This window comes from Nocardia uniformis NBRC 13702 (assembly GCF_001613345.1).
Taxonomy (GTDB): Bacteria; Actinomycetota; Actinomycetes; order Mycobacteriales; family Mycobacteriaceae; genus Nocardia; species Nocardia uniformis.
This window is the reverse complement of the sequence record NZ_BDCE01000046.1, coordinates 126,060-149,726: the sequence shown is the minus strand read 5'-3', so window position 1 is coordinate 149,726 and position 23,667 is coordinate 126,060. Positions and strand designations below refer to the sequence as shown.

The following is a 23,667-nucleotide window of genomic DNA, read 5'->3' as shown; positions in this document are numbered from 1 at the left end:
GACCGGGCAACGACCGGAAGGGCTCGTCCAGCACTTAGCCGCACGGCGGGGCCAGGGCTTGGTCGAATATCGGCTGGTCACCGCTGGTAGCGTGTACCGGTGCTCTCCAGCCCCGCTACCTCAGACACTCGCGACGCCACCAGTGAGGCGTCGTGGATCGCCCGCACCGCCGACGCCGTGATCGAGCACGCGAAACAGACCGGTGCGACCAAGCTGGTGTGCGCGTCCGGTATCAGCCCTTCCGGCGACATTCATCTTGGCAATCTGCGGGAGGCGATGACCGCGCACCTGGTCGCCGAGGAACTCCTCGCCCGGGGTCTCGACGCGATTCACCACCACTCGTGGGACGACTACGACCGGTTTCGGAAAGTGCCGGCCGGAGTTCCGAAGCAGTGGGCCGAGCATGTCGGCAAGCCTCTCGCCGCTATCCCGGATCCGGCTGGGGAGTTCGAGTCGTACGCGGTGCGGCATATGACTCGCTTCACCGACGCATTGGAACGCCTGGGTGTCCGCATGCGAGAGGTACGGCAATCGGTCGCATATCCCGATGGCACCTACAACTCGCAGATTCGTGTGGCGCTGGATCGACGCGGCGACATCTTCGACATCCTGGAGACCTTCCAAACCGAAGGCCGCCACGAAACCTCGGTCGAGGAGAGACGCGCCGCCTACTACCCATATAAGCCGTATTGCGAAGTGTGCGGCAAGGATTCGACCGAGGTAACCGGTTGGGACGGCACCAACATCACCTACACATGCCGGTGCGGGCACGTCGGCGGGCACAGCCTCGCCGACGGCAGCCAGCCTTCCGGGAAGCTGGTGTGGAAGGTGGACTGGCCGATGCGGTGGGCGTTCGAGGGCGTCCAGTTCGAGCCCGCGGGTGAGGACCACCACGCTCCGACCAGTTCGTTCGCATCCGGTCGCGTCATCATCCGTGCGCTCTATGACGCGGAAGCCCCGTCGACGGCGGTGTACTCGTTCGTTCGGCCCGCCGGAGGCGGCGGCAAGTTGTCCAGCAGCGCAGGTGGTGCGGCTACACCCGATACGATCCTCGCGATACTCGAGCCCCCGATGGTGCGGTGGCTGTACGCCCGCCGCCTCCCCTCTAACGGGTTCACCATCGACTTGTCCCCTTCGGCCATAGTCCGGCTCTACGACGAGTGGGACCGCTATAGCGCGAAAGTTGCTGCGGGAGAGGCATCTCCGACGGAAACGCATCTGCACGAGTTGTGTGTACAGACCCACGTCGGTGCGGTCGAACAGTCTGCTCGTCCGGTGTCGTTCCGGTTGTTGTCCGCCCTCGTCGATATCACCGCTGGGAGTACCACCCAGATCGCACGACTGCTGCGGGAACAATTGACCGTTGAAGGCACTGGTCAGGACGTTCCCGAGACCGACGACGCGCTGCTAGCCGAACTGGAGCCGCGTCTGGGCAACGCGATCCGCTACACCGAGTCTTTACCCGAGGGCGACCGAACAATCGTCCGCACAGAATTCAACGCCGAAGCGTGGAGCGGGCTCGACGCTGCCACTCGTGACGGTGTCGCGCTGCTCGTGGACCGGATGGGCGAGAACTGGACGCTGCCCGATCTCACCACCACTGTGTACGCGGTACCGAAGTTGATGGTCGGGTTGCCTGCGGACGCCGAACCTACGCCCGAGCTGAAAAAGCAGCAGCGCACCTTCTTCAAAGCGCTCTACCAGCTGCTGGTTTCTCGTGACACAGGCCCGCGCCTGCCGACTCTCCTGCTCTCCCTCGGCCCCGACCGCACCCGAACTCTGCTCACACCCAGCTGAGACCACAAGCAGCGGTAGCGGGCACGCTGATTGTCCGTTGCCAGTTGAGGTGGTGCAGCTTGCGGGTCATGAGCAGGGCTGCGTCAGGTGTATGGCAGGCCATCAGACTGGATCTCCGCCAGATTGTTGACCTAAGTCAGTGTTCGCCGAAGTCCGAAGCTGATCGAATGCTCGACGCAATCGGCCTTGGTCGAGGAATTTCTTGATCCGGGCGGAGCAAGCCTCGATCGTGTCGGTGCTGGTGTCGACTTCGAGGTCATAGATTGAGTGGGCGTGGACCGGTTCGATCTGGCTGGCGGCGGTGCCGACGGGGCGGTCGCTGCGCTGCTGTTCGCGTCGGCGCAGTTCGTCGAGTGAGCAGTGAACACCGACGAAGACGACGTCTATGCCGGTCATGACGGTCAAGCAGTCGCGCAGCCGCCATGGCTCGCTGAGCACATGGTCCATGACAATGTTGTTGCCCGCCAAGGCCATCGCAGCGACGGCTCGATGGAAACCGGCGCGGGTTTGGCGCAGGACATCGGTGAGTGCGATCGCGTCGAGTTCGTAGGTTCTGGTTTGCGACCGCATCGCGCCGATCATGTCGACGCCCATGTGGAAGAAGGGTCGATCGAGATCGATCAGCAGTTGACGCGCGATGCTCGACTTGCCCGAGCTCGACACACCGTTCAGGAGAACGACCTGACCGGGGCGACTTCGCCTGGAACGTCGGAATTGTCGGCGGCGCTGGAGAGGCTACGCATGTCTTCCATGGTGCCGGAGGGCCCGGTGGCCGCCCCGAAACGGCAATCGGAACGAACGATCCGCACCAGGTTAGTGGCAGAAACCCCGCACTTGTGTCAGAACGCTGGCAATACCTCAGGTCAACAGGCAAAGGACACTGATGTCGCAACGCCGAAAAGTTGTGAGGTGCAGACGTGGTGACATCGGCGAATCATGACGCTGTTCATCGGTGAATCTCGACGGCGGCCGGACCGAGCGGCATGTCCTATGGGCGATAACTGACGTCACGATTGAACTTGACATCCGCCGTTTCGAAGCACGCACTATGCGGCAAAGTAGTGCGTTTGAGTCGGCGTTGCCTGCTTGCTCGTTCCAGGCAAGCAATGCCGATCAATGATCAGTGACGTGCTACGACGGGATGATCGTCGATCAGATGCAGTCGGCGAGCGAGATCTGAGACGAAGATCCGTTCGGGATCGACGAGGTCGCGGATGCGCCGCCATTCCTCCAGCCGTGGGTACATCGCACGGATCGTTTCCGGGTTGGTGCGGGAGTCCTTGGCGAAATACAACCGCCCCCCGGCGTCGAGGACCCGCTGATCGAATTCAGCGCAGAACTGGTTCAGGCCTGACTCGATCGGGAAGTCCAGGCTCAGCATGTATCCCGGGTGCGGCCAGGACAGCGGCGCCCGGTTGGCGGGGCCCATTCGCTTGAAGACGTTGAGAAATGATCGGTGCCCCGAGTACGCGATGGCCCGAACCGCGTCGGCGAGCTGTTGTTCGGCGCCGAACGGCATCGAGAACTGGTACTGCAGGAAACCGCGGCGGCCGTAGGCGCGATTCCACTCGCCGACCACATCCAGCGGGTGCAGGAACTGGGTGATGTTTTGGATCAGACCGCGCCCCTGCTTGCCGAAGACCCGGTAAGTGACCTCGCCGCCGATCCGGGTGGTGAGATTGTTGACCATCCCGCTGGGGAAGATGTCGGGCACCGTGAGCAGTTGCGGCGCAGCGAAGTACAGTGGATTGCGTCGCAGCTTGGCCGGTAGCTCGTCGCGCTTGGCGAGGTTTCCTCGGCTAAACATCGCTCGCCCGAGTTTCGCGCCGGTGTTGATGGTGTCCGGGACCGCCACCGAGTACTCGTAACCCTCGTCGGATCCGTTGGTCAGCAGCTCCATCGTCTCATCGAGAGTGCTGGTGCGGTCGCAGTCCACGAGGAAGTACGCGGTCTCGGTGCGCTTCAACTGGATCCGGGCACGCACCACGATTCCGGTCAAACCCATGCCGCCGACGGTCGCCCAAAACAGGTCCGCGTCGGCACCGTCCGGGGTGAGCGTGCGGATTGTGCCGTCGGCGGTGAGCAGATCCATCGACAACACGTGGTTGCCGAAACTGCCCTGGGAGTGGTGGTTTTTGCCGTGAACGTCGGAGGCGATCGCGCCGCCGATGGTGACCTGTCGGGTGCCCGGCAGCACTCGAACCCACAGCCCGTACGGCAGGACCGCACGCATCAGCGCGTCCAGGCTGACGCCGCCGTCGACATCGACAACACCGTTGTCCGGGTCGATGGTGTGGATGCGGTCGAACACAGTCATGTCGACGACCAGACCGCCACCGTTCTGTGCCGGGTCGCCGTAACTGCGGCCGAGTCCTCGCGCGATGACCCCTCGGGGGCCTGCTGAGCGGACCGCTTCGGCGACCACATCCAGATCGGGCGTGGAAAGTACCTGTGCCACTGTGGATGCGGCACGACCCCATCCGGTCAACGAACGTTGATCGATCACCGATTCCCCTCGAACGAAATTCACGACGCCACGGTAGCCGTCCACCGCGCGACGCCGCCACCGCGCACGGGCCGCCGGAGTCTTGACCAGCTCGAAAGGGCGTGACCAGCGGCTCGGATACCGCGGTGGTCGCCTCAGCCGATGCTAGGCTCAGACAACCACTCCGTCATCGGCCAGGCCATCTTCGGCGACGAAGGGTTGGGAAGCGGCGGCACTCAGCGACCACCGCTGGCGGTAAACTGAAACCTTCCGGCCTGACCCCATCGCAACCGCCGAATACACTCACCTCGGCATGTGCGTACGTCGGGAAGCCTTCTCAGCCAAGAGATCTGTACGGCCGCCCAACGCGCGGGTCGCGGCAGGAGAGGACGTTGGGAAACCCGCGATGGGGGGACTGTGGATCGCTGGTGAAATGGAGGTCATTGCACTGCCCGGCCCCATATCGACCGTGGCTAGGAAGGGGGAAGCGGCTGTGCTCGGCGGCGGACCTCGATCATGTGGTCACGTGGGGTCCACGCATCTTGCCACTCAGGGGCCGCGATGCCAGTCTCGGTGACGCCGAGGTCGTTGCGAGCCGCCGTACTGAATTCCTTGCGCAGCCGGTAGGCCTCTCGGATGATCAGCAGCCAATCTGCGTCACCGCCGAGTTCCCCGTATGCGAAATACTCCAAGGTCCATGTGCATCTGTTCAGTTCGTCGCCGATCGCCACCGCGTTGGGGCTGCCGAGCAACTGCACTTCCTGCCACCGCTGAATGCGCTCACGCTCGAGCTCACCAAGCTGAACGATGCCCTCTTGCAAGGACATTCCTTGCTGGTCGGGTTCACCTGCTCGTATCCGAACCACACGTGTGGCCAGGGTGTGCATACCCCTGGTGACGATGAGGAAGTCCGAATACGCCTGTAGTCGACGTTCGTCCCACCGCGTGGCCTGACTCCGGTTCCACTTGGACCGTTCATTGACGTAGGACGCGAGGAAGGCGATCCCGCCACCGATCACTACCCCGCCCAGCGTGCCCAGCAACTGAGATAACACTGCCAAATACTATCCACGACAACGGCTTTGCCGTCCCATTCTCTGCGGCCTGGAATGTGCGCAGTGAGTTGATCTTCCGCAGTCCCGGTCTGGCCGCTCCGAACAGTGCATGTCGCGGCATGAGCGCTCACTACCGTTGTATGTAGTCAGCCCTGTGGATAGAGACGGGCCAGTCGCGGCCAGTCGTGCCAGCATTGGCAGTCGGCCGCGCGGCAGTGCATCCAGCCGCCGCACTCCTCGTCCGGCTTCCACACCGTGTGTTCGGAGATCGGGTGCGGGCATCGATCACAGACTTCGGGCGGAATCCACTGCGGGCTGGGCTCGCTCATGAGCAGCAATCATTGATGATCGACCGCAGTGCACGCCGGATTCAATACCCGGCGCGTTCTGCGGACCTACCCGGCTGAAACGCGCGGGTCGCGGCATGAGCGTGCTGTCAGCGCTCTTCGAATATCGAAGAGCGTCGACACGTGCGTTTGCCGGGCAGGCCCAGGGCTCCTGACACGCTCGTCGTTGAGGTCAGAGTTTGCCGATGCCGACAGATCTCGGCCGTGCTGTCCGAGTGTCCGAGTCCATCGATAGCTGCCGTCAGGATTCACCTACGTAGCCAGTCGGCGTCGACCGCGCTGGGGTTCGTGGGTCGCTTCAAAGTCGCATATCTGCTGCGCAGGTGCCGCCGCCAGCGCATAATCCCCTCGTGGGGCAGGCGCTTCGTGAACTCGATCCTCGATCGTCGGCCGCTGCCGCGTTCGGTGCCGAACTCCGTGATCGCAGACTCAGGTCCCGCCAATCATTGCGGGAACTCGGCAAGACCGTACTCGTCAGCGGTGACCTGCTCGGAAAGGTCGAAAAGGCACAGCGGCGGCCTCAGCTGGATCTTGTCCAGCGGCTCGACGAAGCACTTGGTGCGCAAGGCGATTTGTTGTGCCTTGCTGCGGATTTCATCGACCTCCGTGATGATTCACAGCTCCTGGAGCTGGACTCCTTTACTCCGGATGTGGCCGACGAACGGCTGCGAAGTCTGATCGGGCAGGTCCGTAGTGCGGACCACACCATGGCAGCGAATCGACTGGATGAGGTGGTCGGCCATATTCGAGTCGCCCAGAGTTTCGCTCCGAAAGTTCCAGTCGGCCAACGGGCATTGCTGTTGCGCACGGTGGCCGAAGCTCAGCAATTAGCGGGCTGGATGATGTTCGATCGCGGCCAACGAAAAAGGGCCGAGGACCTGTTCATGAACGCGCGTGTGTCAGCGGAACGGGCGGGAGCTCTCGATCTCATGGCGTATGTCGGTGGGCCGAACGTGGCATTCATGAGTACATGGAGCGGGGAGCCCGCTCGGGGCGCGGAGCAGGCTTACGGCGCGTTGTCGTGGGCATACCGCAGCGGAAATCGGCGTCTGGTGGCGTTCGTCGCGACTATGGCCGCGCGGGCACACGCCAGAATGGGCGAAGCTGACCTCTGTCGCCGGATGCTGTCCACGGCCGAATCCGAGCTTGCATGCCATCAGTCAGAGGATTCGGACCCCGAATGGCTCACAGTCTTTGACGCGGGGGCGTTGGCGGGGCATCGCGGATCGTGCCTGCTCGATCTAGGGAATCCTCGTCAGGCCATAGCGGCACTCGAGGAACAAGAGGGTGCCGGGCCGACCAGTTTTGTCAGGAACAACATCATCTGGCAGCTCGAACGCGCCGACGCCAACCTACGCCTGGGCAGGATCGACGATGCTGTGGCCGGAATCAATCAAACGCTCGACTATGCGCAGCGCGGGCCGATCACCCCGCGCGTGGTCCGCGTCTTCCGGTCGGTCGATCGGAAGCTCCGAATGACACTTCCCGTCGACACCGGACTCGACGACACGCGCGAGCGACTCCACCGCCTCATCGCGGCGTGCGGGTGAGCGGATAAGTTGCCCAACACAATTCGACTTGTCTCTGGGTTCTTGTCACGACGAGCAGCTCACCCTGTAGACGTCCTGCGACAGCTCGGAAGCGCCCGGTGCCCTCAGCAATGAAGTGCGTATCGGTGGTGGCCGGGTTGGAGGCCAGGTGAGCATGCAGGCCGTCGCTACCCCACCGCAGAACTAGTTCGTCTGATTCGGTCCACCAGATGCCGAGTAGATCTCGCACGTATTCCGGGCACGGGGGTGCAGGTTGCCACTCCGATATCGGTGGCTCTGCTCGACCAGCGCTCGCTTCAAGCGCCACCTCGGTGGTGAGGTCGCTGAGGGAAATGCCGCGGGTGACGTTGGTGAGCCCGGCGACCACCGTGCGGGTGCGCCGATCGATGCTCAAGGCCGACTGGAATCCCGGCATTGCCCCGGTGTGTCCGCCGAGTACGCGATCTCCGTGCCGGTCGAGGATGAGCCCCAGCCCCCATCCGCGTTTCCAGGTCTGGGTGTCGACCATGATTTGCAAGGTATGCATGGCGTCGATCACGGCGGGCGGTACTACGGCCGGTTCGCCGCCGCATAGCGCGTAACCCCACTTCAGCAGATCAGCTGGTGTGGACCACATTTGGCCGCCTACTCCGGCTGTGGCCTGGTCCATGACCGGCTCTCGGTGGGCGCTATCGGTGTACGGATCGAGGCGGTATCCGAGAACGGCATCGGTTGGAGGCGTCCAGCTGGTCCGGGTCAAGTCGAGGGGTTCGAGGAAGGTCTGTTCGATCGCTGTCTCGCACGATTGGTCGGTGACCTGCTCGATGATCTGTCCGATGACGGCGTACCCGAGATTGGAGTAGTGCCACCGTTGTCCCGGTTCGGCGACGAGTTCGACGTGGCCGAAGGCATCGAGGAGTTCGCGCTTCGACGGCCCCTGCATGCTCTCCCACATGTCTACGGGGACTTCTCGTTGCAGTCCGCTGCTGTGGGAGAGAAGCATCCTCAGCGGAAGGTGACCGAACGGAGTTCCGGGCAGGTACCGGCTGACCGGGGCCTCGAGACCCAGCGTGCCCCGACGGCACAGTAAGACCGCGAGGGCGGCGGTGAAAGTTTTGGTGATCGAGCCTATCCGGTAGCAACTCTCGCTGCTGGTCGGGACGAGGTTCTTCAGATCGGCGAACCCTGCCGACGCTGCTGCGAGCAATACGCCGTCGACAGCTGCGGCGACGGTCAGGCTGGGCAAATGGTTGGCGCTCTGCTCATGTGCGACGCGAGCTGCCAGTTTGGACTGGAAGTCGGTGTCCATAGGCCCCTTTCCGTCAACAACCAGCATCGCACACGGCCGTGGTCCAGTGGATGCGGACAGATTCATTGTCCGCATCCCTGACCTTCCGCGGGAGCATCGTCTCGATACACGCTGGAAGCGCACAGTGCACCACGTGCCAGGCAGTGTTTCGAACCAGAAGCTCAACCACACAGCCGACTGAACGAATGCGCGATCGCGACGAAATTCTTTGGTTGGCAACGAGTTAGCCGTCGCAGAGGTGATCACCGGTAATGCGGAGAACACAGCAGCAGCGCGTCTGATTCGGGACGTGACTCTGCCGGAGCGCGGGGATACAACCGGAAGGGAACCCCATCACATGACAACCATCACCCCCTCCTCACTACCCGGTGGCAGCCGTCGCGGAGCCGTTCCGCGAACAGTGCGGCCGGTGCTGCTGGCTACTTTCTCGAAAGCCGAACTTGTGGAGGATGTTCCGGACATCGACCCCCATATTCACGCCTCGCAGGGCAGCTGACCGGGACGCGGAGGGTACAGGTAATGCGGTACAACACGCTGGCCGTGCACATCACGAACCGGTGCCCGCTCACCTGCGCCCACTGCATCACCGACTCGTCCCCCCGTGCGCGGGGGGACCTGTCGTGGGAGCAGGTGGAGGCAGCAGTGCGGTCAGCAGCCGCATATGTGGACGGGGTGTGCGTCACCGGTGGCGAACCGATGCTGCTGCCGGAGCTGGCGCTGGCGAGTATCGAGCTCACTCGCTCGCTGGGCCTGCGTTCCTCGATGGTGACATCCGGGTACTGGGCACGCGACGACAACAGGGCGACCGAGATCGTCAGGCGACTCACCGCGTCGGGCTTGGACAAGCTGGCAGTGAGTTTCGATCAATACCACTTGGTCCAGCCGACTGCCCCGTACGTCGGTGAGACCACCTTGCACCACTTGTTGTCCGCCTCCAGCGGCACCGACCTGGAAATGGTGGTGCAGTACTGCGGACCGCAGGACCACGACGCTTACGACATAGCCACGAAGTCGGCACACCGGTTCGGGGCGCGATTCGAGGCAGCCGAGGTGTTGCCGTTCGGACGCGGTATTCAGCTGGCACGGAGGCGAGGCGCGACGGTGGACGAGGTGCCCGAGACGGCGTGCGGTGTCGTCGGGCGCCCTGTCCTCACACCGGAAGGCGACTTGTACACGTGTTGTGGTCCTGCACGGGGTGCACCACCGGACTCCCCGCTGCGGTTGCCGCTCGGCCGGGCCGACGATGTCGGTGACGCGCTGTCGGTGGCGTCGCGCGATCCGATCATCAATGCGTTGTATGTGCGGGGGCCGCGCCGAATGTTCAACATGCTGAGCGATCCTGCTCGGCAACGGATTTCGGCGAATCTTCTCAACGGGTCGATGTGCTCGCTGTGTCGCGCTATCACCGACGATCCGGGTGCGGTGGTTGAGTTGCGTGCTGCGTTAACGCCACTGGCGTTGCAGTTGGTCGCGCAAGCCGGTGTGGTACACGTCCGCGCTAGCGACCGGCCCAATCCCACAACAGCTTTCACGAAATCCGAGGAGAACGAGTGCCTTCGATAGCACTGGTACAGGCTGAGAACGGCCGCGACCCCCGTACAGACATCGCGTCCATGACACGCACGATGCTCGACCGATCGGTTGAATGGAAAACCGAGCACAATTCGTCGGCCGCCGTGGCGGTCGGCGCGGGTTGCGTTGACATCGCCTACAGCAACCTCCACACGCTGCCGAGCGGCACTGTCGTCGCGGTGTCTGCCCCGCCTTGGGTCGCCACAGAGGTTGCAGGCACGCTCGACGGTCTCGACCCGGCCGTCACCCAACGTCCGGACCGCATGGCCACTGCGTTGGGCGCGATAAGTGGCGACGCGCACTGTGTTGCGATGACCCCCGACGGGGGGCTGGTCGTGTATCGGTCACCGATGGCGACCCGGCCCTTGTTCTACAGTCACGGCGGTGGTCCGGTGCGGGTGTCATCGACTGTCCGCGGATTGAGGGCAGTCGACCCGAAGGCAGCTGTCGACAGGGTCGGGCTGGCGGCGTATCTGGTGCCTCCGCTGTGTGATCGGACCGGGTCGGCGTGGGCGGGAGTTCGGCGTCTGCCACCCGGCCACGCCCTCATCGTGCACGCGGGTGGGGCGGTATCGATACGAGAAGTCGGATACATCGAGACCGCCGATACGCACCGGCTGTCGCGCGCGGAGATGGTCGAGGAGTTCCGCACTCGTCTACTGACGGCCTTGCGGCGCTGCGGGACCGGTCACGACGCGGTCTTGCTGTCGGGCGGTATCGACTCCGCCTCGTTGGCGGCAGCAGCAACCGTTGGCCTGCAATCCAGACCACGTGGATTCGCACTCACATACAGCGCACCGGCGCTTCGAGCGTGCGACGAACGCCGCTACGTCGACGCCGTGGAGGAGGCGACCGGCATGCGTGTGGTGCGCCTACCGGCCGACGACCTACTGCCGCTGTGCGCCGAACACCCCTTCGGTGATGAGCCGGAGGCATGGACATACGCCGCACGGAACTGGGCAATGCTCCAGCGCATAGCCAGCGACTCGGAACCGGTGAGCTCGATCTTCGCTGGCGAGGGCGGGGACGAACTCCTGCTGGGGCAGGTGTTCGCGGTCGCGGACCGACAAGCACTTGGTGACACAGCAGCCGCAGAGTCCGAACTCAGCACCTTCCCTGACCCAGCGGGTGCGGGCTCGGTCACGCAGGCACTCTTGGAAGGTGTCTATGAGCGACGTGGGAGCCGAGTGCAACACGCCCTCCGTGATATCCCGCCGTGGCTGACGGCGGAGTACCAAGACCAATGCGGCCTGGTCGACCGGCTCGCCGATAGCTACCCACATCTGACCGAGCCCGGCCATTTCACCGAAGCGTATTCGCGGGCGCTGGTCGGCGAGGCGGGGGCCGCCGGCCGAGTGCACTGCGGCGGCTGGTGGGAGGACACCGCACGGCGCGCCGGAGTAACCGTCACCTACCCGTTCCTGGATCCTGATCTCGCCGCGTGGACCTGGGCGCTGCCACCGGAGTTATTCCGTGACAAGGGAATGGAGAAGGTCGTACTGCGCGAGGCACTGCCGGAGCTTCCTGCGACAGTGGCCGCGCGTCGCGACAAAGCGGACGCGCGGGCGCTGATGCGCGCAGGGTTGGAACGTGCCGCCGACACCATCCGAACAGTCGCCGACGGCGGGCCGCTGGCCGATTCCGGCGTGATCGACACAGCGGGGTTGCGGACCGCACTCGACGACTACCTGGCGGGACGAGCACCGGAACACGGACCAGCGCTATGGGCGACGGTAGCCGTTGACTCATGGCTCACACACGTAGGAGATGCGCTGCGATGACAACACAGCAATCAGCCGCAGCCGGAGAAAGAGCTCCGGGACTGTATCCGAAAGCGGTTGCAGCACAATGCAGTTGCACCGGCGACACCTGGGTTATGGTGCCCAACGACGACGATGGAACCGTCGCCGTGGTCGACGACGTCGCCTACCGGGTGTGGGAGTTGTGCGACGGCACCCGCACCCCGGACCAGATCACAGACCTGGTATCGCGGACCATCGGAAATCCGGTCTCGGGGGTATCCGAATTCGTCACGCAGCTGCGCCGAGTGGGCCTGATCACCGTCTTGGACTAGCCGATACAAAATCTCTCGTGGATTGCGATCGTGACATGAGGCCTACGACAGGTTCGGGGTGGCCCAAGACATTTCGGCCGTGGGTCACCCCGACAGCTGGGAACTACCTACGCAGGTCTGTCGAACTGCCGGTCAACGATGCCCTTCAAGAACGCGTCCCATTCGTCAGGGGTGTAGTCCAGGGTGTGACCAGAGCCTGCGATCGATGCGCCCCCGTCGTTGTGCACGGTCACGGCCAGCTCGCCCAGTTGTGCGGAGCGGCCATCGAGGACGAGTTCGAGAAATTGTGCCCAGTGCGCAGCCGAGACTGTTACCAGTGGTCGAATCTCTTCTGGCCCAACGTACTTGCTGTCTCGGATGAGGACGACGTCGGCGCGGTGGGCGATCTCGACGCAGCTTTGGTTCGCTCCACTGTGGGTGGACTTGAAGAATTCGGTGCTCACGTTTGCCCTGTTCGGTTTGCGATTCGATCGATGAGCTGCAGAGACTCGTCCCCGCTCAGGGCAATTGCCCAGGCCTGCTCATATAGGTACTGCAATGCGTCCACTTTGCGCGCATCTTCAGTGAGTTCCCCGTAGATGGCCGTTTCCAACCAACCAACGGTCGGTAACCGTGCACTTTGGAAATCCAGAAGATGGAAGGTTGCCGCATTCAGTCCCGCGAGCGAGTCACCGGCCTCGAACGGGATCACCCGCAGATCGATGGTGTTGGAGCGATCTGCGGCGAGGTTTCGCAGGTGCAGCAGTTGCTGTTTGTGTACTTGCGGACCTCCGACCTGGCACATCAGCACGGCCTGGCCGATAACCACGGACAATTGCAACGGGTCCGGCGGGTCAAGGCGACGTTGGCGTTCCAGCCGGGCGCGTACGCGCTGCTCGGCTTCCGTGGGCCTGGTTGCCGCGGTAGATCGCATGAGGGCACGGGCGTAATCCTCGGTTTGCAGAAGTCCGGGCACCACGCTGTTCTCGAAGGTCCTGACGGCGTGAGCACCCGCTTCGAGCCCGTACAACCGCATCAGCGATTCGCCGAACAACGCGCTGTACGCAGCGAACGGCGCGCGTTCCTTGGCTGTGTCGCGCAGGGTCAGCAGCTCGCGCCGGTCGTCGTCATCGAACTCCAGCAGGTCGAGGGTCTTCTCGAGCAGCTCGCGTGGAAACAAGAACTTGCCGACGGTCACGCTCGACCAGTACTGCGGCGTGATGCCGAGCGCTTTGGCGATCGCGCCGCCCTTCAGTCCGTGTCGTTCGACCTGCTCGCGAATGCGAAGGCGCAGCTCCCAATCCGCTACGACCGGCGAGGTCGCGGTCACGAGCACTCCCTTCCTCGAAGGTGGACATCTCGTCTCACCCTACTACGGACGCGCGCCCGATAATGATTCGTTATCGGACTATTTATTTTAGTAAAATCGCGTCGTATGATCTGTATCACTATTCATATTCCAATCGTGCTACGACGTAGCTGAGGGGATTCGTAGTGATGGCGATACATGTAACTGGGACGCTGATAACCAGCGACCAGACGAACCATTCAGCCCGATCAGTCGGGCAGACCCGATGGGTTGTGTCGTACCTGCCGGGGCGCACGGTCGGTATCGAGCAAGCAGTGGCTGCACTCCGTATCGCCGAAGTCGTCGATGAACTGACAGCGTTGACACGTCTACTGGCATTGACCCCATGTGAGGCGATCGGGCAGGCAATGCTGCAGCCACGCCCAGCAACCTCTAGAACGCCAACATGGAAGCGGCGATCAGCGATCTCGGGGGCTGCTGTGAACCAGGAGCAGCTCCGATGACGATGCTGCCCGCAAAAGATCGGTTGCTCGCCGCATGCCGAGGCGAAATACGCGACAATCACCCTCTTCTTCGGTGGGCCTGCGAACTGTCGGAGATTCACCACCGGCTACTCGCCGCAGCGGAATCTACTCACGGCGACATCGACCAGCACAGAGCGACGTTGATTCATGCCATCGATTCGTGGGTCGCGCAGCAGGTGCCTTCGCCGTCCGGGGGCGCTCGCCTGCACACCGAAACGCTGGGTGCGGTGATCAACCGGCTGGCGGAGTTCAACGCCCTCGCCTTCGCTGCACTGGCGAACCCGTGCGACTCCGAACCTTTCATCGCCTGGGAAAGGTTGGCGGAGTTGGCCGTCGGCTACGAGGACCTCATCGACGAAGTGTCGTCCGGGAGGCGGCGATTGCCTTGCGCGTCATGAGAAGTCGCATAGTCACGGACCGTGAGGAGACGATCATCATGAACCGCGAGCCGATAACCCCGGCCTGGGACCTGCTGTGCGAACTGCGGCGCGTCAGCAACTACGACAGCGGCGTCCTCGACTCCATGACTCAGCACTTGAGTCTCACCGAAAGCGTCTCGCTGGCAGCGCAATTGAGCCGGGTGGCCGCCTGCCTATTGGCGCGGCACCCGATCGTCCAGGAACGTCCTCCCGAACTGGATGTGGGTGAGATCGCCGAGGAGATCACGGTGACCGCACAGTTGAGTGCGGTCGCGGTGACGCAGGTCTTCGTCCGCAACGTTATGCACAAGTGGACGTACCCATCACCGGGGGCAGCCATCGAACGCGCCGCCGTGGACCTGGTGCACGAACTGGTCCTCACCGACCGACCGCTGGCGCACCCCGGCAACCTGTTGATCCGGCTGCGTCACCTCGCCGATCGGCGGGTGGTGATCGAGGCGCACGCCATGACCGTCACCAACCCGAACCGATCCGAGTCCCTGATCACCGCACGGGTGGCGGCGATCAGTCGGCGTTGCGGCGAATACGTCGCCTTCGGGCACACGGTCGTGTGGTGCGAACTGGCAACCACCGACAGTCCGAACCGGATCTAGCGGGGCCGGTCGACTCGTTTTCGCAGATAGTTCCACAAGATCAGGAGGGTGAGATGGTGACAGCGATATGGACATTCCTGACCGGCCTCGGCCTGGGCGGGCTGGTGGTGTGGGTGCTGGTGTCCTACACGGCAGTGAATCCCGCTCCTTCGTCTTCACCGAAGGAGTGCTGGACGGTGCAGAACATCACCGCGCGGATCGAACGCGAACGACTCGATGCGTCCCGCCCGGCACGGGTGGGCGGTCCCGTGGGGTGTGGATGAATCACGCGCTGAACTCCGAGAACCATTGGACAAAAACAGAATTGAGGTGGCTCCGATGCCCATCGTCCTTCACGGTAGGCATGATGGCGCGCTCGCCGAGCGCATGATCGACCAGCGCTGCCAGATCTACCGGACGCGCTTCGCATTGGATGCGTTCCGCGATCCCGATTACGGCGATATACGGGTGACGACCGGCCGTGCCACGGCGGCCATCCTCGTTCCGCGCTCCCTCGCCGCGAACGCTGCCTCGCTGCTGGCCTCCGAATCCACGCCCGTCTTCTCCGTGGGCCGCAATGTCCGGGTGTTCCTGGCTCAGGGCTTGCCCGACGGCCAGGAGGCGTGGCGATTGTCGATTGCGTTGTTCCGGTGCGCGGTGGTTCCGATTCTCACACCATCGCCGCTGGTGCTGCCGACCCCTGGCGATCCCCGACGGTGCTGGCTGTCGGTCCCGCACGGCCCAGCGCGGCCACCGATCGACGTTGTCGCCAGCGCGCTACTGCGCGCGGCCCAGAAGTAGTTCCCGCACACCGGACAGGAAGCCCTGTGATGTCCGAACCCACCTACACTCATATGTTTGTCCGCGCCGACAGCTTGCTGGCCGAGTATTTGTGCCACGTCGAACTGCTGGATCTGACGGAACCTCGCGCCGAACAATTGCACGCGCTGCATCGCGACCATGCCCGGGGGAGCTGTCTGGTGCTCGCGGCGACAGATCGCCAATCGCCCTGACTCACGCGAGTCCTTCGCGCCCTACGGCGCTGCTCAGAGTCCTGTGTCAGGTTCCTGGCGTGGGAACCGCTGCCGTGTTGATTCTGATCTCGCTAGGAATGGCGTTCGCTGGTGTCGTCGCGCTCCGCAGGATCGGTGCACCATCCGGAAGGAGCAGCGGCAGTTGGCATTCCAGCGACAGTTGGAGCGATGAGTCCAGAGGCGACAGCAGTTCCAGTGACAGCGGCAGGGACCAACGCCGACGCATGTGATGGGACTCCTGCCGCTCTAACGATCTGGACACGCGACCACCTGCCGTATCGTCGTCTACTTCTTTCAGCTAGAGCCCGGGTCCGGCAGGAATTCGTCGCGGATCCGGTCGAACAGCTGCTGATAGTTCATGCCGTAGGTGGTGGCGGTGATCGACACGACGGTGAACATCGCCTTCAACGGATCCGGGATGGCGGTGTAGACGTAGGCCGTCATCGCTGTGTGCTGCAGGATGTGTTGGTGGGCACCCGGCAAGCCGTCAGAGATCGTGAGCGGGATGGCGGGGTCGGTGTCGATGCGGTGCCGCAGCAGTGAGCCGTTGGCGAAATCCTTTGGCGGTGTGCGATCTTCGTCCATGGCGTCGAGCGCTTCGGCGAAGTCGGGGACCCGGTCGAGGCCGGCTTGTTCGAACGCGCGCCGTACACACCACCGAGCAAGTATCCGCTGCCGATCCGGGGGTAACTCTTCGAGTTCGTCGATCAGCGCCCGATCCAGACCGCCGATGCTCGTCGCGGAGATCGCGGCGTCCGGGTAACGAGGGGGACGTCCACCCCAGTTCCGGTTCTGTTCGTGCACCTGTGCGGCTTCGGGGCTGTCGACCGGGACGCGGATCGCCGATCCGTCCGCCGCGAACACCGTGACCGTTGTCTGATCGGGTTGCGGGATTGTTTTCGCTGGTGGCGAGTAGGCGGCGTCGGCCTTGTGGAGCGCTCGGACGCCGGTGTCGGTGTTCGGTGTTGGCCACAGGCGCAGCCAGTAGGACTCGGTGGGTTCGGTGACCTCGAGTCCCCAATCGGTGTCGCGGCCGCGGGCGTGCGCGCACACCCGGTACCGGCCCGGCGCGATCGGATCGAAACCGGGGGCAGGGTTGCCGTCGAGGGTGAGGACCTGCAATGGCTCGCCGGATTCGATGACGGCTTCCTCGACGGCATCCCAGACGTCGATGGTGTCGTCGATGGGGGGTGTGTCGTCGAGTTCGAGAGTGAGGGTGGTTGGGCCGTAGGCGATTCCGGTGAGGATTGTGACGAAACCGGGGCCGGTCCGCAGCAGTGTTCCTTCGTGCTGGGTGTCGAGGGTGTCGGTCTCGGGGTGGGCGAGAACGAACTGTTGATGATCGACTTGAACGGTCCCGGTTTCGCGCATTGCTATCCCTTCACGTAGAACGTGTCATTATCGAGGACCCGGTTCTTGGTGTAGAACCAGGTCAGAATCCCTCCGGCACGCTGATTCTGCGACGCGCTGAGCAGGCACATACTGATCCCCGTCGAAGACTTGAACGGGACGGGGTTCGTTGCCAGCGTGTCCACCCACGCTGGCTGCGCGACGTCGCAACTGCCCTGATAGGTGCGGGCCGGGCCGTTGGCTCCACCTCCTTGGTAGGTGGCGGCGAAGGGGTACTCGTCGCATTGCTGGCCCGTGGGCCGGGGTCTGGGCACGCGGTTACAGGAGATGTTGCGGTTGGTCTGCTGCGCGACGGGGTCGGCGAGCCGCCTCAAGGGGCTGGTGCCGGCCGGGTCGCCCGGTAAGCCGCTGGCTTGGGCGTAGCGGACGTGCGTGGCCAGTTCGGGGATGTTGCGGGTGCTGTAGTCGAGGATGGGTTCGGCTGCGGACACAATGCAGCCGGTGGTGTTGCGGTTGCCGATGGCATCGCAGCGCACGGTCGGCGCGACGCCGGCCTTCGTGGTCACCGATCGAAGGGGCGCGTCCTCATGACCGCGAAGGTGAGCCAGACGATGAGGGTGATCGCGACGAGCGCCCAACCGATGATTCCTGTAGGACCGGATGTGATCAGCTTGGGCAGCATGACACCGATGATGACGAGGATCGGGCATATACCGTTAACTACTAGGAAAGCACGCCGCGAAATCATAAAGCCGTCCTTCCCTGCGGTACTACGCATCAGAGGATCGGGCGATCGGTGGAGCACACTCGCCAGCCGTCCGCGCTGTGTTCGAGCATGAAGCTCACATCCTGCAGGCCAGCCATTGTCGAGATCCGCACTTCCGTATCGGCGACTGCGGTCTGATCGGTGACATCGATTGTGGCAAAGCGCTCGACTTGGATCTGGCGGCCTTGCCCGGGTCCCTGCCACCAGATCGCCAAGTCGACCAGTGGCCCGAAATCGCGGAAGTCCTCCGCCATCGCACCGCACGCCGTATTTCGCAGCGTGACCACATCACCGGCGTTCCTGGCATCGACGTGTTGGCGTATCGCCTGCTCCACCGCCGATTCGGCACTGATCGGTTCTTGGGCATTCGCGAGTGGCTCGATCCCGCTAGGGCCGACCGCAACCAGTGTCACGGCTGCAGAAATCATCGCCGCGACGGACGCCGTGTACGGAACCCGCTTCGCGATCTGACCTGGACCAAGCATCACAGTCCCTTCTTTCGGCCGAAGTACAGCATCAAAGGTTGGGCGAGACGAACGCTCAAGATTGCAGCAGCCTGAGAGGCTGTGCTCCGGCTTCCGAATACGGACCAGCTATCGCCGGGCCGCGTTCGGGAAGTCTGCGGCGGTCATTCCACAACAATCGCTTCCTGGCAGCCTGCGCCGGTACTTCTGGTGATGACGGAGTGGTGATCGAGAAACCGTAGCTACCCGGCCGACTGGCGATGAGCAGCCAGTTGATTGGGAGTGGTCATGGGGTGGGCTGGCCCGCTTGCCACCACAGGCGGTTGCATTGACTGAGGAGGTACTCGCGGACGGTGCCCTCCGATGTCGACCGGGGTATTGGTGTGGGGGTAATGATTTCGTCGCTGAGCAGGTTGCGGACGTGGCCGTCGCGGAGGTCGACTCCATAGAGTTCAGCGGGGAAAACCGCGAAAGGAACCGCGGGGATCTGGGTGATCCGTTCCGCCACGGGAGCTTTCGGCTCGATAGGTGACCCGCCGTACATCTCCGCCATCAGCAGACTGTCCCGGAGCTGGCGGTCCTCGAATTCCTGTGTCCGAGTGAGGGCTTCACACCAGACGACACCGTCGTGCAGGTCGGCGACGGATAGGATGCGGCCGAGGCTCCAGACGCTCATGCCGTTGGTGGTGGCGAGCAGTTCTCGGTGCTCGGGATGCAGTGTGCCGCCGAGCTTCTCGTCGAGGGCGTCGAGGTCCGTTTGGGATGCGCCGGGGTGGAGCTGGGCGGGTTGGTCATTGGGTGCGGCGCGGGTGGACAGCTCGGCGAGCTTGGCGATGATGTCGGCCATGGAGGGCGGTTCCCGGCGGATGTCGCGTCCCCACGGGTCGGAGTGCGGTCCGAGTTCGGCGCTGACGGCCCACCGAGTAAGGGTGGCGAGCTGATTGGTGAGGAACGTATAGAGGTCGGGCCAGATGGTGTCGACACCGACGTAGAGTTCGAAAACGTTGCCCGCCTGGCAGCCGGGTGCGTCGTGAACGAACTGGTAGAGGCAACCGTCGTAGCCGTTGTCGGTGTCGCCGGTCGGCTGCCAGTTGTCCGGGTCCTCGTCGACGCCGAGGCCAGCGGCGAAGTATCCCTCACTGCTCTCGGAGAACTCTTTCACCGCGTCACTGGCCGATTGCCAGCGTGCTCCCGCACCGATGTCCCCGGTGCCGAGCAGGCTGTAGCCCAGGTAGTAGAGCTCCCACCCGTCGGCGACGGACAGGAATTCGCGGTAGTGCGGGTCCAGCGGTAGTCCGAGCCGGGCTTCGGCTGCCTGTAGCTGTTGTTCGGAGGCTCCCGGCCGGGGATAGGTCATGGGACGGTGGAGTTCGTCGTGCTGCGCGAGTCGGCCGCGTTGAACGACGAGGCGGTCGATCAGATTCCGCCACGCGGCCTCGCCCACTGGTTCAGCCATGCGTACTCCTTCGTCTGTTGACCTCACTGGTCGCAGTCGACCGCGACCATCCTTGCATTAGCTCAGCATTTGCTAGCTTTGGGTTCTTCGGTAAAGTCTGCGACCAGCCCTGTTGCAGTCCTGGGTGGGGGTTGTCGGTCGAGTGTTCGACCCGAGTACGAGGAGAACGCGATGCCGTACGCGGTCGTCGGACTGATCACGCTGGGTCTGTGGGTGTTCTGCCTGATCGACCTCATCACCGCGCCCGAGACCGGTATCCGCCACCTGCCGAAGGCGGGGTGGCTGCTGGTTGTCCTGTTCATCCCGACCGTTGGCGCGTTGCTGTGGCTGCTGCTCGGTCGCCCGCTGAACGAGTCGCGCGGGCCGCGGTCGAGGACCCGATATGCCGAATATGACCGGCCCGGCCGGTACGTCGCTCAGGATCCAGCTATCGATGAACAGTTCCTGCGCGGGTTGCGCGAGCGCGCAGGACAGCAGCGCGCCGAGGCGCGGCGACAGGAGGAAGTCAGGCAGCGCGAGGTGGACCGCCGCCGCGAGCAAGGCGAACAGGTGTGAGCGCGGCCCCCGCGTCCCGCCGCGCCGCATTCGTCGCGCGGTCACAACGAATTCTGCTCGCCGTGTCCGGGACGGCGGTTGCGTTCGGTGCGATCTTCGCAGGCTCGGCCCCAGGAGCCTCGGCGTTGGTCTACGGGATCTGCGGGCTCATCGGAGGGGCACCCGGCCTCGGACTGGCGCGGAAGCTCGAAGGCAGCAGGATGCACTTGGTGTATCCGCCACTGCTCGCCGCGGGGACCGTGACCTACACGGTGTTTCTCGTCCTCCGCACGGGTGCGGACGCGGCGAACATCAGCCTCGGCTTCGTGGCGCTGGCCGGAGCGATCCTCGCGCTACCCGGACTCGCCGGCACCATCGCCCTTCTCGTCACCGTTCACAGCAACCGAGCCACCGCATAGGTTGAGTCTGGATCCACACGCGTCGTCACGTCGATGCGGCATCAAGGTTCAGCCGAGTCGGTTATCTGTTGGCTATCGTGCTGAGCATGGCGAACGACAGTGGTGGCGCGGAGAGCCTTTCGGCGGAAGGTGAAGCTCGGGAGCCGGTGTCCGGTGAGGGCCGGAAGGGGCGACGATGGTGGCTGATACCCGTGATCGCCGTCGGGGTCGCGGTGGTCGTCGTCGCGGCCGCCACCGTCGCACTGGTGCGGACCTACGAGATTCCGGGGCGGTCCATGCAGCCGACCCTGACCGGGGGTGACCGCATCTTCGCGGAGAAACTGAGTTACTACCTGGGTGATCCGAAGCCTGGCGATGTGGTGGTCTTCGTCGGCCCGACGGACTCCTGGAACCGCGGCAGGCCCCGCGACAAGGACACCCGCGTCGCGCGCGTGATCGCGGTGGGGGGACAGACCATCCAGTGCTGCGACGCTCAAGGGCGCGTCGTCGTGGATGACGAACCCCTTGACGAGCCGTACGTCGACCCCAAGCGCAACAACCCTTTCGATCCCAGTCGCCCCGATATTCGGTTCAACCTCGGCGGCCGCGCTTTCGGTCCGGTGAAAGTCTCGGACGGCCACCTTTGGGTGATGGGTGACAACCGTCGCGAGGCGGCCGACTCGCGGTACCACACCGACGACGAGTACCAGGGCACCGTCCCGGCGGCGGACGTGCGCGGCAAGGTCGTGAACGTTGAATAGGGAACATCGATGGACGAATGCGACTACAAAGTGGCTATCGAGAGAATCGGCGCGACCGACTCGGGGCGCTGCTCCGGTCGAGGGGTGGAAGGGAACCACGCCAACCTGCGGACGGCAAACCGCCAGGTGAGACCAAAGGTAAGAGCGGCGGCGGCTGGGCCGGAGCTGCGGCTGGCGCGGCCATCGGTGGTGCCGTGGGCGGACCGGTCGGCGCGGTGATCGGCGGTGGCATCGGTGCCTTCGCAGGCTCCACATACGGAGCCAAGGCCGGCAAATGGCTCGGAAGCTTGTTCGACTAGGAAGGCGTGTGATCAACATGGAAATCTTCGCGGCCCTTACCGCAGTGATCGCCCTGGGCGTCGGCGTCTTCTCCGCCCTCGACGCCGAACGCGGGCACCCACGCCGAGCCACCGCCACACTGACCACCGCGCTGGCGGTAGGCGCGGCCGCATTATGCGTCCTCGCTCCCCCCGACATTCGAGCAGGCATCATCGTCGGCACGCTGGTCATCCTCGCGACGCAGCTCGCGCCCACGAGCTCGCCCTACCGGATCTCCCGAAGCTAGCCCGATGGCTGCGATTCTCATCACCGGGGCCATGCTGATGGGCGGTGTCATCGGCTACGCGGTCCTCACGGCCGATTCCAAGCCCTACAACGCACGCATGTACTGGTGTTCGGCGGCGTACGCGGCGTTGTTGATCGCACCACTGATGCCGTCTCTGACGCGGGCAATCGCGGCAGCGGGCGGTGTCGCCATAGGCGCCATCGTCCTCGCTCTGCGCTCGACACCATTCCTATCCCGCCGCCGCCCCGACGGAACACGCAAAGTCGGCCACAACGACATACACTGGCCACCCGCTGGCCGGGCCGTCCCGCACCACGCGTGAACCGGTACGACAAGCGAACGCGCGCCGCGGCGCGCCGCAGAGGAGACACCGAAAGCCAGCGATCCGCTGATGGACCGGTGTGAGCGTTATTGCCTGGAACGGCCATTGCAACGGGATTCGACGAAGAGCTCTGGAACGAGAGCCTCCGACAGCTTCGGAGACCTCTCCCATTGCTAACGCGGACAACTGGTTCAGGAACCATCCAGGGCTGGCATCGCCGCGCGGTGCTGGCCGATGTAGACGGGTTCCCTCGTCGCGGGCGCGGCGACCGCCCGCGCTCGCGCGGCAGCTGGGCCGCATTGATGGATCCGCGACCGCATTGGCGAAATCAGCGGAGACGGCAGCGAATTCGGTCCGGCAATGCTGATGACACTGTTCTGTCGAAACGTGTCGGTGGTCTCCGGCACAATTGCGGGGATGAGCGAGAACGAGTCTGCGATGTCGGAGTCCACGACCGAGATCACCTCCTACGACGATCCCGATGCGCCCTGGAACCAGGAGTACACCGAGGCCGAGATGGCCAATTGGAATGACGGTGTCATTGCCGAGTTCCGCCAGAACCAGGGCAAAGTCGGCGGCGCGTACGAAGGCGGCGAACTGGTGCTGCTCACCACCACCGGTGCCAAGAGCGGCAAGCAGCATATGGTGCCGCTCGGGCTGCTGCGCCGCCCGACGGAGGCCGGCGAGGTGTTGTACGTCAGCTCGTTCATCGAGGGCAAATACCCCGCCTGGTTCTACAACGCGAAGAAGAATTCGCAGGTCACCATCGAGCACGGCGCTGAGACGTTCCAGGGCACCTGCAAGGTTCTCGAGGGTGAGGAGTACGACGAGTTCGCGGCCTGGGCGCTCGGGAACAACCCGATGCTGGCCGAGTACCAGGCCAAAGTCGACCGCCCACTCCCGTTGGCAGTCCTCACGTTCGGCAAGTAGTACTCGACGGCGCGGCATGGGCTTCGAGCATGAAGAACTGTCGGCGATCATCCCGGATCGACGCCTGGCCGATCCAGGATGATGCCGCCGATTCC

28 protein-coding genes and 1 pseudogene are annotated in these 23,667 nt (G+C 64.0%); 18 read left to right on the top strand and 11 right to left on the bottom strand.

The window, feature by feature from the left end; all coding sequences use genetic code 11:
- Positions 1-99 precede the first annotated feature (99 nt).
- Complete coding sequence (gene lysS, locus NU1_RS15460) at positions 100-1,797, top strand: lysine--tRNA ligase (RefSeq protein ID WP_067521986.1); 1,698 nt, start codon at positions 100-102, stop codon at positions 1,795-1,797.
- Between the two features lie 102 nt (positions 1,798-1,899).
- On the opposite strand, the pseudogene NU1_RS15455 reads toward lysS, so the two are convergent.
- From NU1_RS15455 to NU1_RS41460, 4 genes and pseudogenes are all read right to left on the bottom strand, one after another.
- Positions 1,900-2,472 (bottom strand): annotated as a pseudogene (locus NU1_RS15455) (chloramphenicol phosphotransferase CPT family protein); the annotation flags it as partial.
- A gap of 445 nt (positions 2,473-2,917) precedes the next feature.
- Positions 2,918-4,327 (bottom strand): decaprenylphosphoryl-beta-D-ribose oxidase, encoded by a 1,410-nt coding sequence (gene dprE1, locus NU1_RS15450; RefSeq protein WP_281221118.1) that lies wholly within the window; start codon positions 4,325-4,327, stop codon positions 2,918-2,920.
- A gap of 428 nt (positions 4,328-4,755) precedes the next feature.
- Positions 4,756-5,337, bottom strand: coding sequence for a hypothetical protein (locus NU1_RS15445; protein ID WP_067521982.1), 582 nt, complete (start codon positions 5,335-5,337; stop codon positions 4,756-4,758).
- Positions 5,338-5,483: 146 nt separating this feature from the next.
- Positions 5,484-5,666 (bottom strand): hypothetical protein, encoded by a 183-nt coding sequence (locus NU1_RS41460; protein WP_157552314.1) that lies wholly within the window; start codon positions 5,664-5,666, stop codon positions 5,484-5,486.
- Positions 5,667-6,034: 368 nt separating this feature from the next.
- On the opposite strand from NU1_RS41460, the gene NU1_RS15440 reads away from it, so the two are divergent.
- A complete protein-coding gene (locus NU1_RS15440) occupies positions 6,035-7,234 on the top strand; it encodes an NsdA family TPR-like regulatory protein (RefSeq protein ID WP_169815067.1) in 1,200 nt (399 codons plus the stop codon).
- On the opposite strand, the gene NU1_RS15435 is transcribed toward NU1_RS15440, so the two are convergent.
- On the bottom strand, positions 7,215-8,522 hold the full coding sequence (locus tag NU1_RS15435; RefSeq protein ID WP_067521979.1) for a serine hydrolase domain-containing protein: 1,308 nt from the start codon (positions 8,520-8,522) through the stop codon (positions 7,215-7,217). The genes NU1_RS15440 and NU1_RS15435 overlap by 20 nt on opposite strands.
- 337 nt (positions 8,523-8,859) lie before the next feature.
- Between NU1_RS15435 and NU1_RS41455 the strand changes: the two genes are divergently transcribed.
- From NU1_RS41455 to NU1_RS42230, 4 genes are all read left to right on the top strand, one after another.
- Entirely contained in the window at positions 8,860-9,018 is a 159-nt protein-coding gene (locus NU1_RS41455) for a hypothetical protein (protein WP_157552312.1), read from the top strand.
- 23 nt (positions 9,019-9,041) lie between these two features.
- Positions 9,042-10,085 carry a radical SAM protein gene (locus tag NU1_RS15430; RefSeq protein ID WP_067521977.1) on the top strand — a complete coding sequence of 348 codons (1,044 nt, stop codon included), beginning with the start codon at positions 9,042-9,044 and terminating at the stop codon, positions 10,083-10,085.
- A gap of 320 nt (positions 10,086-10,405) precedes the next feature.
- On the top strand, positions 10,406-11,875 hold the full coding sequence (locus NU1_RS15425; protein ID WP_169815066.1) for an asparagine synthase-related protein: 1,470 nt from the start codon (positions 10,406-10,408) through the stop codon (positions 11,873-11,875).
- Positions 11,876-11,970: 95 nt separating this feature from the next.
- Complete coding sequence (locus NU1_RS42230) at positions 11,971-12,168, top strand: PqqD family protein (protein ID WP_067521973.1); 198 nt, start codon at positions 11,971-11,973, stop codon at positions 12,166-12,168.
- Positions 12,169-12,275: 107 nt separating this feature from the next.
- Here NU1_RS42230 and NU1_RS15415 read toward each other — a convergent pair whose 3' ends face one another.
- Both NU1_RS15415 and NU1_RS15410 read right to left on the bottom strand, forming a co-directional pair.
- Complete coding sequence (locus NU1_RS15415) at positions 12,276-12,611, bottom strand: DUF397 domain-containing protein (RefSeq protein WP_067521971.1); 336 nt, start codon at positions 12,609-12,611, stop codon at positions 12,276-12,278.
- Positions 12,608-13,477: a DUF5753 domain-containing protein gene (locus NU1_RS15410; RefSeq protein ID WP_067522141.1), complete on the bottom strand. Its 870-nt coding sequence runs from the start codon at positions 13,475-13,477 to the stop codon at positions 12,608-12,610. The genes NU1_RS15415 and NU1_RS15410 overlap by 4 nt, the downstream gene beginning before the upstream one ends.
- Positions 13,478-13,955: 478 nt before the next feature.
- Here NU1_RS15410 and NU1_RS15405 point away from each other — a divergent pair, with 478 nt between their 5' ends.
- From NU1_RS15405 to NU1_RS15385, 5 genes are read left to right on the top strand one after another with little or no spacing between them, the layout of a single operon-like run.
- Positions 13,956-14,378: a DUF4254 domain-containing protein gene (locus tag NU1_RS15405; protein WP_067521969.1), complete on the top strand. Its 423-nt coding sequence runs from the start codon at positions 13,956-13,958 to the stop codon at positions 14,376-14,378.
- Between the two features lie 38 nt (positions 14,379-14,416).
- Positions 14,417-15,013 (top strand): hypothetical protein, encoded by a 597-nt coding sequence (locus tag NU1_RS15400; RefSeq protein ID WP_067521967.1) that lies wholly within the window; start codon positions 14,417-14,419, stop codon positions 15,011-15,013.
- A gap of 53 nt (positions 15,014-15,066) precedes the next feature.
- Positions 15,067-15,276: a hypothetical protein gene (locus NU1_RS15395; protein WP_067521965.1), complete on the top strand. Its 210-nt coding sequence runs from the start codon at positions 15,067-15,069 to the stop codon at positions 15,274-15,276.
- A gap of 55 nt (positions 15,277-15,331) precedes the next feature.
- Positions 15,332-15,793: a hypothetical protein gene (locus NU1_RS15390; RefSeq protein WP_157552308.1), complete on the top strand. Its 462-nt coding sequence runs from the start codon at positions 15,332-15,334 to the stop codon at positions 15,791-15,793.
- Between the two features lie 29 nt (positions 15,794-15,822).
- A complete protein-coding gene (locus NU1_RS15385; protein WP_067521961.1) occupies positions 15,823-16,005 on the top strand; it encodes a hypothetical protein in 183 nt (60 codons plus the stop codon).
- 315 nt (positions 16,006-16,320) lie between these two features.
- Here the strand turns inward: NU1_RS15385 and NU1_RS15380 are convergent, their stop codons facing one another.
- The 4 genes from NU1_RS15380 to NU1_RS42550 all read right to left on the bottom strand — a co-directional run bounded on the left by NU1_RS15380 (position 16,321) and on the right by NU1_RS42550 (position 20,062).
- Positions 16,321-17,397, bottom strand: a complete 1,077-nt coding sequence (locus tag NU1_RS15380; protein WP_067521959.1) for a hypothetical protein — start codon at positions 17,395-17,397, stop codon at positions 16,321-16,323.
- A 2-nt stretch (positions 17,398-17,399) separates the two neighbouring features.
- Entirely contained in the window at positions 17,400-17,942 is a 543-nt protein-coding gene (locus NU1_RS15375) for a NucA/NucB deoxyribonuclease domain-containing protein (RefSeq protein ID WP_067521957.1), read from the bottom strand.
- Between the two features lie 211 nt (positions 17,943-18,153).
- Entirely contained in the window at positions 18,154-18,570 is a 417-nt protein-coding gene (locus NU1_RS15365) for an Rv0361 family membrane protein (RefSeq protein ID WP_157552306.1), read from the bottom strand.
- A 322-nt stretch (positions 18,571-18,892) separates the two neighbouring features.
- On the bottom strand, positions 18,893-20,062 hold the full coding sequence (locus NU1_RS42550; RefSeq protein WP_174565939.1) for an SMI1/KNR4 family protein: 1,170 nt from the start codon (positions 20,060-20,062) through the stop codon (positions 18,893-18,895).
- A 171-nt stretch (positions 20,063-20,233) separates the two neighbouring features.
- Here NU1_RS42550 and NU1_RS15355 point away from each other — a divergent pair, with 171 nt between their 5' ends.
- From NU1_RS15355 to NU1_RS15330, 7 genes are all read left to right on the top strand, one after another.
- Positions 20,234-20,617: a PLD nuclease N-terminal domain-containing protein gene (locus NU1_RS15355; RefSeq protein WP_067521949.1), complete on the top strand. Its 384-nt coding sequence runs from the start codon at positions 20,234-20,236 to the stop codon at positions 20,615-20,617.
- Positions 20,614-21,015 (top strand): hypothetical protein, encoded by a 402-nt coding sequence (locus NU1_RS15350; RefSeq protein ID WP_067521947.1) that lies wholly within the window; start codon positions 20,614-20,616, stop codon positions 21,013-21,015. The genes NU1_RS15355 and NU1_RS15350 overlap by 4 nt, the downstream gene beginning before the upstream one ends.
- Positions 21,016-21,101: 86 nt before the next feature.
- Positions 21,102-21,755 carry a signal peptidase I gene (gene lepB, locus NU1_RS15345; protein ID WP_084521467.1) on the top strand — a complete coding sequence of 218 codons (654 nt, stop codon included), beginning with the start codon at positions 21,102-21,104 and terminating at the stop codon, positions 21,753-21,755.
- A 17-nt stretch (positions 21,756-21,772) separates the two neighbouring features.
- The gene (locus tag NU1_RS44225) at positions 21,773-22,054 is read left to right on the top strand and encodes a glycine zipper domain-containing protein (RefSeq protein ID WP_371859793.1); all 282 of its coding nucleotides are present in this window, start codon (positions 21,773-21,775) and stop codon (positions 22,052-22,054) included.
- A gap of 8 nt (positions 22,055-22,062) precedes the next feature.
- A complete protein-coding gene (locus tag NU1_RS15340; RefSeq protein ID WP_067521942.1) occupies positions 22,063-22,320 on the top strand; it encodes a hypothetical protein in 258 nt (85 codons plus the stop codon).
- Positions 22,321-22,324: 4 nt separating this feature from the next.
- Positions 22,325-22,642: a hypothetical protein gene (locus NU1_RS15335; protein WP_067521940.1), complete on the top strand. Its 318-nt coding sequence runs from the start codon at positions 22,325-22,327 to the stop codon at positions 22,640-22,642.
- A 417-nt stretch (positions 22,643-23,059) separates the two neighbouring features.
- On the top strand, positions 23,060-23,572 hold the full coding sequence (locus NU1_RS15330; protein ID WP_067522140.1) for a nitroreductase/quinone reductase family protein: 513 nt from the start codon (positions 23,060-23,062) through the stop codon (positions 23,570-23,572).
- Positions 23,573-23,667 lie beyond the last annotated feature (95 nt).

Coding starts and splice junctions, on each gene's coding strand:
- NU1_RS41460 (WP_157552314.1), bottom strand. CDS start 5,666: ATGAGCGAGCCCAGCCCGCAGTGGATTCCGCCCGAAGTCTGTGATCGA.
- NU1_RS15435 (WP_067521979.1), bottom strand. CDS start 8,522: ATGGACACCGACTTCCAGTCCAAACTGGCAGCTCGCGTCGCACATGAG.
- NU1_RS41455 (WP_157552312.1), top strand. CDS start 8,860: ATGACAACCATCACCCCCTCCTCACTACCCGGTGGCAGCCGTCGCGGA.
- NU1_RS15430 (WP_067521977.1), top strand. CDS start 9,042: ATGCGGTACAACACGCTGGCCGTGCACATCACGAACCGGTGCCCGCTC.
- NU1_RS15425 (WP_169815066.1), top strand. CDS start 10,406: ATGACCCCCGACGGGGGGCTGGTCGTGTATCGGTCACCGATGGCGACC.
- NU1_RS42230 (WP_067521973.1), top strand. CDS start 11,971: ATGGTGCCCAACGACGACGATGGAACCGTCGCCGTGGTCGACGACGTC.
- NU1_RS15405 (WP_067521969.1), top strand. CDS start 13,956: ATGACGATGCTGCCCGCAAAAGATCGGTTGCTCGCCGCATGCCGAGGC.
- NU1_RS15400 (WP_067521967.1), top strand. CDS start 14,417: ATGAACCGCGAGCCGATAACCCCGGCCTGGGACCTGCTGTGCGAACTG.
- NU1_RS15395 (WP_067521965.1), top strand. CDS start 15,067: ATGGTGACAGCGATATGGACATTCCTGACCGGCCTCGGCCTGGGCGGG.
- NU1_RS15390 (WP_157552308.1), top strand. CDS start 15,332: ATGCCCATCGTCCTTCACGGTAGGCATGATGGCGCGCTCGCCGAGCGC.
- NU1_RS15385 (WP_067521961.1), top strand. CDS start 15,823: ATGTCCGAACCCACCTACACTCATATGTTTGTCCGCGCCGACAGCTTG.
- NU1_RS15380 (WP_067521959.1), bottom strand. CDS start 17,397: ATGCGCGAAACCGGGACCGTTCAAGTCGATCATCAACAGTTCGTTCTC.
- NU1_RS15365 (WP_157552306.1), bottom strand. CDS start 18,570: ATGATTTCTGCAGCCGTGACACTGGTTGCGGTCGGCCCTAGCGGGATC.
- NU1_RS42550 (WP_174565939.1), bottom strand. CDS start 20,062: ATGGCTGAACCAGTGGGCGAGGCCGCGTGGCGGAATCTGATCGACCGC.
- NU1_RS15355 (WP_067521949.1), top strand. CDS start 20,234: ATGCCGTACGCGGTCGTCGGACTGATCACGCTGGGTCTGTGGGTGTTC.
- lepB (WP_084521467.1), top strand. CDS start 21,102: ATGGCGAACGACAGTGGTGGCGCGGAGAGCCTTTCGGCGGAAGGTGAA.
- NU1_RS44225 (WP_371859793.1), top strand. CDS start 21,773: ATGCGACTACAAAGTGGCTATCGAGAGAATCGGCGCGACCGACTCGGG.
- NU1_RS15335 (WP_067521940.1), top strand. CDS start 22,325: ATGGCTGCGATTCTCATCACCGGGGCCATGCTGATGGGCGGTGTCATC.
- NU1_RS15330 (WP_067522140.1), top strand. CDS start 23,060: ATGAGCGAGAACGAGTCTGCGATGTCGGAGTCCACGACCGAGATCACC.